Origin of the sequence: Actinokineospora globicatena (assembly GCF_024171945.1) — a bacterium.
Classification (GTDB): Bacteria; Actinomycetota; Actinomycetes; order Mycobacteriales; family Pseudonocardiaceae; genus Actinokineospora; species Actinokineospora globicatena.
In genome coordinates this window covers 85,261-98,590 of record NZ_JAMTCR010000003.1, presented here as the reverse complement: position 1 = coordinate 98,590, position 13,330 = coordinate 85,261, and the positions used below count along the sequence as shown (strand labels likewise).

Here is a 13,330-nt window from a genome sequence, read left to right as displayed (position 1 = left end):
GCCCCGACGACGGGCCCGCATGCTGGACAGGACCGGGAAAGCGCCCCGCGAGGTGGTACGCGATCAGCCCGCAGGCGACCAGCCCAGAGCAGGGGCGACGGTGTTGGCCAGGTCGGCGAGCAGACGGGCGTTCTCGGGGAGGGTGAAGGCGGGCGGCAGGAACAGGACGAGGTCGTCGGCCTGGGTGAGCCCGGGATCGGCGAGGACCGCCTCGGTGACCTGGTCGGGGGTGCCGTGGAAGACCGGGCTGATGCGCATGCCCGCAGGCAGGTCCGCGGTGATGACCGGAGTCAGGGCGCCGGTCGGCGAGAGGCGGCCATGCCCTTGGTGTGACGGCCGCGTACACGTCACGCAGTTCGGGGCTGGTGCCGGGAAGGATCGAGGCGGCTCGGTGCCGTGCCTCGCGCGCCACGCGGACCGGCGGTCTTGCCAACCCGCGCGGCCGCCGGACGACCCATCACCGCTCGTCATGGGAAGCGATCGGGAACTGTTGTTGGACGCGGGCGCGGGTCGCGGGTGATGGTGGTCCGGTGAGCAACCTCAAGCCTGGCCTGGACCCCGTGCTGCTGCGCGCGGCGTTCGGCACCTTCCCCAGCGGGGTCGTCGCCGTCGCCGCCCGGGTCGACGACCGCGTCATGGGCCTGGCCGCCAGCTCGTTCACCTCGGTGTCGCTCGACCCGCCGCTGGTGTCGTTCTCCATCGGCACCACGTCCAAGACCTGGCCCGACCTGCGCCGCGCCACCCGCGTCGGGGTGACCGTGCTCGCCGAACACCACGACCGCGTCGCCCGCCAACTCGCCGGTCCCGCCGCCGACCGCTTCCAAGGCCTGGACACCACCTCAACCCCCGAAGGCGCGGTAACCCTCACCGACGGCGTCGCCTGGTTCGACACCACCATCGACCGCCACATCGAAGCGGGCGACCACACCATCGTCCTGCTCCGCCTCCACGCCGCATCCCACGCCAACCACGCCCCCCTGATCTTCCACCGCAGCCGCTTCGGCCTAACCCACTTCGCCTAGCCCCCTCGCAGCAGCAACCAAAGGCAGCGACACCGAGTAGGACTGGTCCCCCCGGACCGAGCGACCCGCCACCCCAGCGGACTAAACCCGAGCCTCGCGCGCGCGAAAAGCGAGTGCCCGGCCCCCACCCTCTCCGGGGGGCGTCCCTGGGCCAGTCTACCGGGACCCACCGACAGTCGATCTTGAACGAGCCCCCGCAGAGATCCATATGCGGATAACTTCTGTCGCCCAGAAGGGGGAATTTCGGGCAGCCGCTAGGGAAGGATCACCAGGTCAGGGCACAGGCGGGCGATCAGAGACCGGCCGCCTGTGCCAAGTCGTGCGCGGGAAGATCGACTTACGGGTTGCCAAGCGCCCAAAAGTCCACAGTGGACAGAGAGCTAGGGCACGATGATCAGCTTGCCGCGGACGTGGCCGTCTTGGCTGAGGTGGTGGGTGGCGGGGGCTTCGGCGAGGGGGAAGGTGCCTGCGATGGGGATGGTCAGTTTGCCCGCGGCGGCGAGGGTCGCGGCGGCGGTGAGCCTGCTGGCGATCTTCTCGGTCTCCACGCCCTGGACGAAGGGGACGCCGATGTCCGAGGCGGTGTAGTCGGCGATGGTGGCGACGCGGGATGGGCCGCCGAGCAGTTCCACCAGGATCGCTGAGCCGCCGTGGCCGGAGACGTCGTAGCCGAGGTCGACGCCGTCGGGGGCCAGGGTGCGGAGGCGGTCCACCAGGCCGGTGCCGTAGACGGTGGGTTCGGCGCCGAGGTCGCGGAGGTAGTCCTGGTTGGCCTCGCTCGCGGTGGCGATCACGCGCAGGCCCAGGTCGACCGCGATCTGGACGGCCACCGTGCCGACACCGCCCGCGGCGCCGTGGATGACGATCGTCTCGCCCGCGACCGGCCGCAGCAGGTCGAACACCGCATAGGTCGTGTTCGCCGCGATCGGCAGCGCGGCGGCCTGCTCCCAGGCGACCTCGGCGGGCTTCAGCGCCAGGGTCGCGACATCGGTGACGACAACTTCCGCGTAGCCGCCGTTGCCGACCGCGCCCAGCACCTCGGACCCGACCTCGTACCCCGTCACGTCCGGTCCGACGGCCTCGACCACGCCCGCCACGTCGCCGCCCGGGACGCTCGGGAACTCCGTGGGGCGGTGGGCCGCGAGCAGCCCCGAGCGGATCTTCCAGTCGACCGGGTTGACGCCCGCCGCGCGCACCCTGACGCGCACCTGGCCCGAACCCGGCTCGACGATGTCGCGGTCGACGACCCGCAGCACCTCCGGTTCGCCGTACTCCCCGAACTCGACCGCGCGGTAGGTCCCCATGGTGTTCCTCCCTCTCAGTGGATGTTCGCGAGGGTAGGGATCACCAGCGGGCCGACCGGGCGCGTCCCACGAACCGGAAAGGTGCCGGTTGTCTTGGCCTGTCAGGAATGCGGGGGCACGAACACACCGTTGAGGACCTGGTCGATCAGCCTGCCCGCCCGCTCCGGGGAGGCGTGCTCGCGCGCCCACGCGCAGGCGGTGATCAGCATGCTCAGGTCCGCCGCCGTGGTGGACGGCCGGATCACGCCCGCGTCGGCGGCCCGCCGCACGAGGGTGTGGGTGATCGCCGCCATCCGCACGCAGGAGGCGTGCAGCTCGGACGAGGCGTCGTCGGTCCCGTCCGCCAGGTGCGCCGCGAGGCCGCGGTAGGTGGCGGCGTGGACGACGGTCAGGTCGATCCAGGTGCGCAGCGCGACTGCGGGCGGCTCGTCGGCGAGGGCGTCGCCTGCGGTGAACAGGGCTTCGTTGCGGTCACCCATGAGCGCGCTCAGCAGGGCCCTGCGCGTGCGGAAGTGGCCGTAGAGGGTACCGGTCGCCAGGCCCGCGCGTTTGGCGATGGCCTCCAGAGACGCGTCCGTGCCGTGCTCGCGGAACACGGCGTCGGCCTCGGCCAGCAGCCGTTCCCGGTTGGCTCGGGCATCCGCGCGGGGCCGTCCGGACGGGGGCACTCGCACCTCCTGGTCAATTCGAGGTAGCCTCGACTTAGTAGGTCGAGGCTACCTCAGGTTAACGGAGGCGACGATGATCCTGGTGACCGGCGCGACAGGCACGATCGGGCGCCTCCTCGTGCGGCGCTTACCGGCGGAGCGGACCACCGCGTTCGTCCGCGACCAGGCGAAGGCCGAGGGGCTGCGCCACGTGGTCGGCGACTTCGACTACCCCGCCTCTCTCCGCGAGGCCATGACCGGCGTGGAGCGGCTCTTCCTCAACGCCGGTGGCGCTGTCCCCACCACGGGCGAGCAGCCGATGGTCCGGCAGCAGATCGCGGCGATCGACGCGGCGGTCGAGGCCGGGGTGCGGCATGTGGTGAAGCTGTCGGTGTGGCACGCCCGGGTCGGCGGCAAGTTGGCCGAGGGCGCGCACGGCGTGATCGAGGACTACCTCAAGGAGTCCGGGCTGGCGTGGACCATCCTGCAGCCCAACGGTTTCATGCAGAACTTCAGCACCGGCACAGCGGTCGCGACCGAGAACGGAAACTTCCTCGGCGCGTACGGCGACGCCCGTGTGTCCTATATCGACTGTGACGACATAGCCGCATCCGCCGCAGCTGTACTGACCGGCGACATCGACCCAGGCCAGACCTTCGTCCTCACCGGCCCAGAAGCCCTGACCCACAACGAGATCGCCGCCAAGCTGTCCACGGTCGTCGGACGTGACATCCGCTACGTCGACCTACCCCCAGCGGAATTCGCCGCCCGCCTCACCGCCGCGGGCGCCCCCGAACCCTTCGCCGCCGACGTGGCCGCCCTGTTCGCCGACGTGGCCTCCGGCCGCCTCTCCCCCGTCACCCAGGACGTGGAGACACTCACCTCCCGCCCACCCACCACCTTCGACACCTTCCTCCACCGGCACTCCCCCGCCATCCGAGCCGCCTGGGCGAACTAGGCGTTTCGCGGACCCACAGCACGGCTATACCGGGGCCATGACGACCTTTGTGGACTGTCCCAGCCCGGCGGTGAGACGTGCCCGGTGAGCGCGAGCCGAGACGGGTCGTGGTCGACCCGGCAGGACCGGTGTTGGTCGACGGACCGGTGGAGATCGCGTTGCCGGACGGCACTGTGGCGCGGTCCGACCGGTTCGTGGTGGCCATCTGCACGTGTAGGCGCAGCAAGCGGTTCCCGTTCTGCGACACCAGTCACCGCGAGAGGGTCCGGGACTCCTGAGGCTCGCGCAGCGAGGACCGCCCCGCGCCCCAGGCGTCGAGCAGGTGGTCGGCCAGGCGCTGCTCCAGCAGTTCCGTGGCACGGACCCCGAACACGACATCGGCGGCCAGTTCCGGCTCGTGCTCCAGCAGGTCGCCCACGATGTCGCGGCGCAGGACCTGCTCGTGCACGGCGTCGGCCTCGATGTGCTCGGTGTAGAAGTGCACGCACGCCTCCGGGGCGTCGAGCCGCCGCAAGGCCCGTTCCATCCGCTGCGCACTGGGACCCGTGGTGATCTCCGCCGCCGCGAGGTGACCGACGAGCGCGCCGCGCAGCCGCCGGTGCAGGCCGAACAGCGACATCATGTTGACCGTGGCCAAGGTGCACGCGGGCACGTCGTCGAGGTAGCCCAGGTAGTCGGCGGAAAGCCCGGCCGCCTCGAGGAGATCGGCGAACAGCCGCGCGTGCGCCCGCTCCGGTCGCCCGCCGCCGTACTCGTCGAACTCCACCGCGACCAGTGCCGCCTTGGCCCGACCGCGCAACCGCGGGATGGCCCACGCGTGCGGGTCGGCTTCCTTCAGGTGGTAGATCGAGCGGTGCGTGAACAGTTCGCGCAAGTGCCACCACTCACCTTGGTCACGCAGGAAATGGCTCGGACCGCTGCCCGGGACGTGTTCCACGAGCAGCCCGTCGAACGCGGCAGCCACGTCCTCCCCGCCCGGTGTCTCGGCCCGCAGCGCGTCCTCGAACACCCGCTCCATGGCGCCGCGCATCCGCAGCAGGTCGGGATCCCACTCCCACCTCGCGTCGACACCGGGCAGGCCTTGGTAGTGCAGTTCGTAGCACAGGTGCAGGGCCAACTGGAGGTCGTCGCCGAACGGGTCGGCGGCCACGACGCGGCCGAGCGGTCGCACCGATCCCGGTGGCTGGGACAGCACATTGACGACCTCTTCGGACAACGGTCCCCTGCTGATCATCGTCTCTCCTGTTCCAGCGCCTGCACACCGCCGTGATACCCACCCGCTCGCGGCCCCAACCTCGCCGGACTGGCCGCCGGGGAACCGGGGAGTGCGGCCGGGGCGCCGGGAGTAGCCTTGACGCGCGGCGCACCGGCGGCGAGGGTGGCCTGGCGCGGGCGGGACGAGGACAGGTCCCTGAGGTGTTCGACACGTGATCGCGGTGGCACCGGCGCACTGAGGCCCGCCCCGCACGCAGCCACGAGGACGTGCGCTGCCATCAGAGAGGGTGGGGCACCGCATGGGGCCTGGCCAGGTGGGGCTGACGCTCGTCGAGTACGCCGCGGCAGGGGCCACCGTGGTGGTCGCGGGCGGCGTGCTGGACCACTCGACCTACGGCAGGTTCCGCAACCACTTGCTCAAGTGCGCGGCGGAGGCGCCGTCGGCGATCGTGGTCGACGTCTCGGGCCTGTCGGTGCCCAATCCCACGGTGCTGTCGGTGTTCGTCGCGGTGGACACCCGGGTGTCGCCGTGGGCCGGGGTGCCGGTGAGCGTGGTGTCGCCCGCGCACGAGGACAGCCCGGTGCCGCCGGACAGCCCCATCCGCCGGTTCGTTCCGGTGTTCCCGTCGATCGCCGTGGCGCTCGCGGCCACGATGCGACCGATCCGGCGCGCGGTGGTGTCCGAGTTGCCCAACGACCACGCGGCGATGGCCGTCGGTCGGGCGATGGTCCGCGAGTTCTGCGACGCGTGGGACCTCGGGTGGGCGGCCGACACCGCGTTGATGATCGCCAACGAGCTGGTGCAGAACACCATCCAGCACACCCTGTCCGCGCCCCGGCTGCGGCTGGAGCTGCGCAGGCGGCTGCTGACCATCGCCGTGCACGACGAGCACCCGTTCTGCCCACCGACGCCGACCGGGCACGGTTTCCACGGCCTCGACATCGTGGTGCGGCTGTGCGACGCCTGGGGCGCCACGCCGACCCCCGACGGCGGCAAGGTGGTCTGGGCGACGCTGCGCGAGCCGGTCAGCCCCTGATCTCCATCACCAGGATGGCGCCGCGGACCCGGTCGTCGTGGTTGCGCAGCGACCCGCACATGACCCGCAGCGCGATCGAGCGGCCCCGGCGGTTGATCGCCTCGAGGTGCAGGACCTCGGTGAACGCCGGGTCGGCCAGCGCGGCGCGCAGCGCCTGGCGCAGCTCGGCCACGGGCAGCCCGATGTCGAGGTTGAGCAGGTGCGCCCCGGTGGCCTCCTCGGCCCGCAGCCCCCACAGCTCCTCGGCGGCGCGGTTCCACGCGCGCACCCGCAGCTCCAGGTCGACCACGACGATGCCCGAGCGCAGCGACGTCAGCACCGTCTCGAGGAAGTCGTTGGCGTCGTCGAGCTCGGTGCTGCGGTCGCGCAGCATGTCGTTCATCGACTGCAGCTCGTCGTTGGTGGACTGGAGCTCCTCGTTGATGGTCTCCAGCTCCTCGTTGGTCGACTGCAGCTCCTCGTTCGTGGTCTCCAGCTCCTCGACGGTGGACTGGAGCTCCTCGTTGGTCGTCTCCAGTTCCTCGTTGGTGGACTGCAGCTCCTCGTAGGCCAGCTCCAGCTGCCGGTTGGCGTGCGCGAGCTCGTCGAGCAGCAGCCGGGTGGCGGTCACGTCGTTGAAGGCGACCGACACCCCGATCAGGCCGCTGTCGGTGCCCGCGAGCGGCACGATGTGGATCTCGAACCAGGTGGTGCCCTCCGGCCTGCGCTGCCAGGTCACGTCCTTGACCTGCACCGGCCGACCGTCGAGCTTGGCCTGCTCGACGAACGCGCGCAGCTCCACCGGCCGGTAGGACACCTCGAGGTCGCGCAGCGGCCTGCCGATGTCGTCGTCGGAGAGCCCGAACAGCACCCTCGCCTGGTGGTTGGCCAGGGCGAGGACGTCGTCCTCGGCGAGCACCAGCTGCGCGACCGGGCCCGCGTCGAAGGCGTACTGGCGCAGCTCGTCGAGCCGGGCGACCGCGCCGCGCCGCTCCTGCGGGTCGTAGGGCCTGCTCGGCGGCCCGATGGCGGCGGGGGTGGCCGGGGCCTTGCGGAACACCCGGCGCTTGAGGTCGACGGGTTCGAAGAGCCTGCCGTGCGAGAGCAGCATCTCCGCCTTGCCCAGCACCAGCAGCCCGTGCGGCGCGATGGCGAAGTGCAGCCTGCCCAGGATCTTGGCCTGGGTCTCGGCGTTGAAGTACATCAGCGTGTTGCGGCAGGCGAGCAGGTCGATCCGGGAGATCGGCGCGTCCTGGACCAGGTCGTTGCGGCCGAAGATCACCGAGCGGCGCAGGTCCTTGCGGAAGGCGAAGTGGCCGTTGTGCCGCTCGAAGTAGCGCTCGAGCAGCGGGCCGGGCACCGACTCGACCTCGCCGGGGGTGTAGACCGCCTGCCTGGCCTGGGTGAGCGCCTGCTCGTCGACGTCGGTGGCGTAGATCTTCACCCGCTGCCGGAACTGCTCGGCGCCCAGTTCCTCGGCGAAGGCCATGGCCAGCGTGTAGGCCTCCTGCCCGGCGGCGCAGCCCGCGCACCAGATCCGCACCGGGGCCTGGGACTTGCGCCTGCCGACGAGCGCGGGGATGGTCACCGAGCGCAGGTAGTCCCACGTCTCCGGGTCGCGGAAGAAGCTCGTGACGTTGATCAGGATGGTGTTGAACAGCTCGCTGAACTCGTCGGCGTCGGCCTGCAGGTGGTCGATGTAGTCGGCGTAGTCGTCGATGGCGACTTGCCCCATCCGCTGCCGGACCCGGCGGACCAGGCTGGTGCGCTTGTAGCCGGTGAAGTCGAACCCGCGGGCGTCCTTCAGGTGCTCGAGCAGGGTCTCGAACGCGGTGTCGGCTTCCACCCGGGCAGCCTAGCGATCGGCCGGGGGCGGCCCGGCCGTCCGCAGTGGTCACGGCGCGTCGTCGGTGCCGATCCCGGAGGTGAGGTGCTCGCGCAGGGTCGCTGCCGCGGTGATCGACTCCTCGGCGCGGCGCTGGTGGCGGTCGGCCACGGCGTCGCTGCCCCTGGCGCGAGCGGTGTCGGCCATTCGGCTCGCCAGGCAGGCGGTCTCCTCCAGCAGCCGCAACGCCGTCCAGAGCGCCCGTTCCCACTCCGAGCCCTGCGCGGCGAGCAGGGCCTCCGCCGTCCACGAGTGCCCGGTGCGGCAGCGGTACCTGGCGAGGTCCTGCACCTCGGCGAGGCTGCCCTGGCAGTCCGGGCAGCTGTAGCCGGAGGCGGGCCCCAGGACGTACCGGTCGGGGTCGAGGCCGGACTCGCCCAAGGCGGCGATCTCGTTCTCCATCCGCATCAGCCGGGACGCGGCGGGGACGACCGACGCGTCGACCCGCTCGCGCACCAACTGCCCGAGCAGCCCGGGTAGCTCGGCCACCGGCGCGACGTGGTCAGCGGCGACCACCCGCAGGGCACTGCGCGGCATCGCCGGGAACAACGCGTCGTCGGGGTGCTGCACCACCACTCGGCCACCCCGGTCGGCGATCGCGACCAGGCCCGCGACGCCGTCGTCGAGCACGCCCGACAGTTGGACGCCGGTGACGGCGGGCCCCCGGGAGACGGCTGCCGACCGGAACAACGCGTCCACCGCGGGGCGGTGACCGCTCTCGGTCGGTCCATGAGACAGGGCTAACGCGTCGGCCATCACCAGTGTGTGGTGATCTGGTGGAGCGACGTGGATGGTGCCGTGGGTGAGGAGTTGACCGTGTCTAACCGGCATGGCCCTAAGCGGTCCTGCCCGGTCCAAGATGGCGGCGAGCGCACTCGACCCGCGCGGGGGCAAGTGCAGCACTACGACGATCGCGGCGGGGAAGTCCGAGGGGAGTCCGGCGGCAAGACGCGTCAACGCCTCAACACCACCCGCGGAGGCGCCCACGACGACTAGGTCCCGTGTCGGCAAAAACCGCCACCTCCTGCCAGCAGACTACTCAGGTTGCGGGCGGCCAGGGGGCGAGGAGGATGAGGATAGGGCTAACTGTTCGGGTGCGCCCCTGACCCGGGAGTTCCTGTGATCGCTGGTCCCCTGGCCGTCTCGGCCACGGAAACCCCCATGGGCACCACAGTCGCGGTCGCGGGCGCGGTCGCGGGCGAGGTCGACCTGGGCAACCACCTGCCGCTGCGCGACGCGCTACTCCTCGCGTGCGCCCGCTGCCCCGCGGGCGGGCGGGTCGTGGTCGACCTGACGGGGGTCACCTTCCTCGGCGCCACCGGGTTGCAGTTGCTGATCCAGGCGTACGAGGCGTGCGTCCACCACGAGGTTGCCTTGCGGCTCGTGGCCACGCCCGGTCCGATACCGCGCGCCCCGCGCCTCACCGGTCTGCTCGACGGCGCGGTATCACTGGTCGTCGCTGTCCACGAGTGAGCGGCGAGGCGCGCTCGCGGGCCACTCGCGGTCTCGACGGACGTCGGGGAATCTGAAGTGTCGCATATGGAATCACCTATTCTGAGTTGTTGTTGTTGCCGTACTTGAACTTGGGCAGCGTCGACCGACCGCGGACGGCGGCCGACATCGAGGATCGAGCGTCAGCGGTCCACACCGGACTCACAAGACGCGGCAGTCAGCGAACCTTTTCGGGTCCACCAGAGGCAAGGATGGCCGCCAGCGCGATACGCGCACCCGGACGAACACCGTCCGGCCCCAGGAATGGCGGCGAGCTCCGCGCGGCGTGCACCACGCGCGGGGGCTCATCGAGCGAGGGCTGCACAGCCCTTTCGCATTGACATGCGAGCATCGTGTCAGCTGAGCCCGAGCCCGCACAAGGGAAATACCGGCAACGCCTAGATGGACGCCACCACGGCCCGCAGGGTGTCCGCCAGCAACTGGTCCAGCCGTTCCGCCACGGCGTCCGACGGCGGGGTCTTGCCGTGCGACTCGACGAGCGCCACCTCGACCACGTTGTGCCCGACCAGCGCCGTGTAGGTGGTGATGACGTCTTCGACCCGGTTGCCGCTGATCGTGCCGACCCGGGTGATGTGACCACGGCTCACGGAGTAGGGCGTGTCAGCCAGCCGCTCGACGTGCCACGTGCAGTCCATGAACCCGCCGTCGTAGACCTCGTCGGGCAGGCGGTAGTTCGAGCACGTCCGGGCGACTTCTTCCAAGTCGGACAGGTAGTCCCAGGAGGTGCGGAACGAGGTGACGGACACGGTGACCTGCGCCGGGAAGACCTTCTCCATGACGGGGAAGGCGTAGTCACGTCCGACGACGGCGACCTTGCCCTCGGAGTCCTCCCGCGCCGCGGAACGGTCGAGAGCCTGTTCGCACGAGTCCGGGGACACCGTCACGTCCGATGACGGCCCGCGGTCGGATCCCACGGCTGTGCGGGGCAGGAGGGAGAGAACCGGGCTCAACGCGTCGGTCGCGCCTGGGGAGTCAAGGAGTCGACTGTGGTCGCGACCGGAGTCGGGCACGGCAGGCGGGCTGGGGATCTCGTTCGCCGCCAACTCGGCGATGGCGCGGTCGTAGTCGTGATCGGCGACCGTCCCCCAGGACAGGGTGCCGGTCAGCAGGCTCACCGTCAGCGCGATGGTCACCCCACCGGCGCCGATCGCCCACCGCGCGACTGGGCGCCGTACCTGGTCACGCCGGGCGGGCACTCTCGACACCAGCAGGGCGAGCGGCATCGTGTAGGTCAACGCGAGAACGAGCAACCAGCCCGGGGTCCACAGGGACTGCTCGAAGACGTTCAGGCGACCACCGTCGATGGCGATCACGAGGCACTGCACGGCACCAGCGAGCGCAGCCGCCGACAGTCCACTCAGGACAGCAACCGGCAATGTGGGCAGAGCGGCCTGGTCACGCCGCCGCGCCGCGAGGGCCACCGCGAAGGCCGCGGCCAGACCGGCGAGAGCGCAGATCCACCACCGCTCGTAGACCATGACCGCGCTGACCTCGCGGGGCAGGTCGCGGTGGGGACGCAGCAGCCAGGACAGCGAAGCCCCGACGCCACCCACGATCCCCGCGACGGCGACGACCACCACGCCCAGCCTGCCGATGCCCTGCCGCCGGGTCCCCAGGGCGACGAGCACGAGTCCGCCGAGGATGAGCACCACCAGGACGCCCCACCCGGACACGGTGCCCCCGGCCATCAGGTTGCCCCTGATCAGCGCGGAATCCACCTGCCGGTACACGAAGATCCCCGCCAGGCTGGTCGCCGCACCGACCATCGCGGTCAACGCCGCGGCCGTGGCGACGACCGCTCCCAAGCCGCCGAGCCGCCTCCGTTCCGACCGGGCGAGCCGTGCCACGACCCCGGCGGCCAGGACGACGGCGGCGAGGATCCCGACCGCGAGAACGCCGACCAGCAAAGGGATGTGGTGCCGGTAGGCCGCCACCACGACCTGTGCGGTCCCCGGCGGCTTGACGCAGTACCCCGCGACCAGGCCGAGCACGGCACCGGCCCACGGTCCGGCCCACCGCGTCGGCGCCGCGGCTCGTCTCGTCCACGCCGGGACCATGACGGCGGCCCAGAGCAAGGACGCCACGATGAGGGCGATCGACTCGGGGAGCCGCACGAAGTCCTGGACGGTGGGGACGAGGTTCGACAACACCTCGTCGAGGCTGTGGTAGAGCCGCATCGCGACCATGCCGACCGCGGCGGAGAAGAAGAACCCGCCGTGGCCCGGATTCGGGACCGACCCATCCCGGTCAGCGGCTCTTGGGTGGGTGGCGAACCACCCCCGCACGATGGAAGTCAACCGGTGCGTAGCCGCTGGCGTCTTGGTACCGAGGTAGGCCGCTGGCGCCGCTGGGTCGGCCAGGACCTGTGCCACGTGGGCGTCGGCGACCGATTCGCGGTGCCGGAGCAAGGAGGCCCGCAAGATGATCGTCGCTATGGCGCTCACCACCGCGGCGACCAGCGACAGGCCGTGCAGGGTCCACAGGGCCCCCGGCGAGCTCAACAGCGGGAAGAGGGCGATGACCAGCGCGGGAACGGCCAGCCAGCCCGACCACCAGACCGCCGACGCCCACATGACGTCTCGGGCGCGGACGTGCCCGAGTTCATGGACCGCGACGGCGTCGAACGTGGCCGGGGGCTTGTAGGCGAGCGCCAGCGGGACGACGACCCACGCGGGGCGCCCGGGGACGGCGGTGGTGAACGCCTCCCTGACCCCGGTGAGCGGCGGCGCGACCACCAATCGAGGGCGCCTCTTGTCCCCTTCGCACAGTGCCGCGAAGCGCTTCTCGAGGGCCGCCTTGGCCTCCTCCGGGACGTCCGCCAGCCGCGCGGACCTCAGGCGCCAACGGATGGCCAGCCCGCCGGTGACCATGAGTAGCCAGGCCGAGATCACCAGGCCGAAGACACCGGCCAGCGAGGTCAGCGCGGATAGCCTGCTGGAGGTCTCCATGCAGGCGTCGAACAGGTTCTTCGCGAAGTAGAGGCTGGCAGGGGAATCATTCGGCGAGATCCCCTCACTCGCCATGCACCGCGCCGTCGCTTCGACGTTGCCGAGGTCGTTGGCGGCGAAGAGGGCCTCCCCCACGCCCGCGCCGGTAGCGGCCAGGGACGCCGCGACGAGGGCGTAGACCCACCACAGACCTGCGGGGCGCGGGGCGGTCGTCATGCGGGGCCGTCAGCCTGGCGGCGGAGCGTGGCCTCGAAGGCGTCGGCCAGGAGGGTGGCCTCGGCGGTGGAGAGACCGAGGGTGGTGCCGTGGTGGACGCAGGCCGCGTGGGCGAGGGCCAGGTGGCGCAGGTCCAGGGTGATGGTGGCGGGCGCGGCCTTGCGGCGCGACCAGCGGCGGCGCTGCAGGTTGGCGAAGGTGGCGGCACCCCAGACCTGCGCGATGGTGCTGGTCAGGAGGGGGAAGACCACGTCGGTGAGGACGTCGAGCTCGTTGCCGACACCGACCGCGCCACCGGTCCACTTCCACGACCGGCGCGTACGACCGAGCTCCCACGCCTCGGTCACCAACCGGAGGTAGTCCAACTGCTCCGGGGCCACGCGCGCGATGACGTCCCGGGCGAGGTCGGGTAGATCGACCGTCACCGTCCCGGCACTCGCCGCCCCGCCCTCCGGGCGAACCACCTCGGTCATCCGACCATCCGATCCCTCAGCGCCAACCCACGTCAGCGATCACCCCCACGTCGGCGCCCAGGCCTTGATCATTACCAGCACTACACCGATCGGGGGTAGCCGATCACCTGGACAGCGCAGCGCGGTGTGCTGGC

The 13,330-nt window shown here is 71.3% G+C and carries 13 protein-coding genes; 5 read left to right on the top strand and 8 right to left on the bottom strand.

Annotated elements, in window-relative coordinates:
- Nucleotides 1–63: 63 nt before the first annotated feature.
- Nucleotides 64–258 carry a hypothetical protein gene (locus tag LV79_RS13865; RefSeq protein WP_253836281.1) on the bottom strand — a complete coding sequence of 65 codons (195 nt, stop codon included), beginning with the start codon at nt 256–258 and terminating at the stop codon, nt 64–66.
- Nucleotides 259–530: 272 nt separating this feature from the next.
- Here LV79_RS13865 and LV79_RS13860 point away from each other — a divergent pair, with 272 nt between their 5' ends.
- Entirely contained in the window at nt 531–1,022 is a 492-nt protein-coding gene (locus LV79_RS13860) for a flavin reductase family protein (protein ID WP_253836279.1), read from the top strand.
- Nucleotides 1,023–1,402: 380 nt separating this feature from the next.
- On the opposite strand, the gene LV79_RS13855 is transcribed toward LV79_RS13860, so the two are convergent.
- Complete coding sequence (locus tag LV79_RS13855; RefSeq protein ID WP_253836277.1) at nt 1,403–2,326, bottom strand: NADP-dependent oxidoreductase; 924 nt, start codon at nt 2,324–2,326, stop codon at nt 1,403–1,405.
- A 101-nt stretch (nt 2,327–2,427) separates the two neighbouring features.
- Nucleotides 2,428–2,994 (bottom strand): TetR/AcrR family transcriptional regulator, encoded by a 567-nt coding sequence (locus LV79_RS13850; protein ID WP_253836275.1) that lies wholly within the window; start codon nt 2,992–2,994, stop codon nt 2,428–2,430.
- Nucleotides 2,995–3,067: 73 nt separating this feature from the next.
- On the opposite strand from LV79_RS13850, the gene LV79_RS13845 reads away from it, so the two are divergent.
- Complete coding sequence (locus LV79_RS13845) at nt 3,068–3,931, top strand: SDR family oxidoreductase (RefSeq protein WP_253836272.1); 864 nt, start codon at nt 3,068–3,070, stop codon at nt 3,929–3,931.
- A gap of 77 nt (nt 3,932–4,008) precedes the next feature.
- Nucleotides 4,009–4,209: a CDGSH iron-sulfur domain-containing protein gene (locus tag LV79_RS13840; protein ID WP_253836270.1), complete on the top strand. Its 201-nt coding sequence runs from the start codon at nt 4,009–4,011 to the stop codon at nt 4,207–4,209.
- Here the strand turns inward: LV79_RS13840 and LV79_RS13835 are convergent.
- Entirely contained in the window at nt 4,182–5,165 is a 984-nt protein-coding gene (locus tag LV79_RS13835; RefSeq protein WP_253836268.1) for an iron-containing redox enzyme family protein, read from the bottom strand. The two genes, LV79_RS13840 and LV79_RS13835, sit on opposite strands and share 28 nt — an antisense overlap.
- Nucleotides 5,166–5,445: 280 nt before the next feature.
- Here LV79_RS13835 and LV79_RS13830 point away from each other — a divergent pair, with 280 nt between their 5' ends.
- Complete coding sequence (locus LV79_RS13830; RefSeq protein ID WP_253836266.1) at nt 5,446–6,183, top strand: ATP-binding protein; 738 nt, start codon at nt 5,446–5,448, stop codon at nt 6,181–6,183.
- Here the strand turns inward: LV79_RS13830 and LV79_RS13825 are convergent.
- Together LV79_RS13825 and LV79_RS13820 are read right to left on the bottom strand one after the other, a co-directional pair.
- Nucleotides 6,173–8,008, bottom strand: coding sequence for a CheR family methyltransferase (locus LV79_RS13825; protein WP_253836264.1), 1,836 nt, complete (start codon nt 8,006–8,008; stop codon nt 6,173–6,175). The two genes, LV79_RS13830 and LV79_RS13825, sit on opposite strands and share 11 nt — an antisense overlap.
- 48 nt (nt 8,009–8,056) lie before the next feature.
- The gene (locus LV79_RS13820; protein WP_253836262.1) at nt 8,057–9,058 is read right to left on the bottom strand and encodes a chemotaxis protein CheB; all 1,002 of its coding nucleotides are present in this window, start codon (nt 9,056–9,058) and stop codon (nt 8,057–8,059) included.
- Between the two features lie 108 nt (nt 9,059–9,166).
- Here LV79_RS13820 and LV79_RS13815 point away from each other — a divergent pair, with 108 nt between their 5' ends.
- Entirely contained in the window at nt 9,167–9,520 is a 354-nt protein-coding gene (locus LV79_RS13815; protein WP_253836260.1) for an STAS domain-containing protein, read from the top strand.
- Between the two features lie 416 nt (nt 9,521–9,936).
- On the opposite strand, the gene LV79_RS13810 is transcribed toward LV79_RS13815, so the two are convergent.
- Nucleotides 9,937–12,723 (bottom strand): M48 family metalloprotease, encoded by a 2,787-nt coding sequence (locus LV79_RS13810; protein ID WP_253836258.1) that lies wholly within the window; start codon nt 12,721–12,723, stop codon nt 9,937–9,939.
- Nucleotides 12,720–13,196: a hypothetical protein gene (locus tag LV79_RS13805; RefSeq protein WP_253836256.1), complete on the bottom strand. Its 477-nt coding sequence runs from the start codon at nt 13,194–13,196 to the stop codon at nt 12,720–12,722. The genes LV79_RS13810 and LV79_RS13805 overlap by 4 nt, the downstream gene beginning before the upstream one ends.
- Nucleotides 13,197–13,330 lie beyond the last annotated feature (134 nt).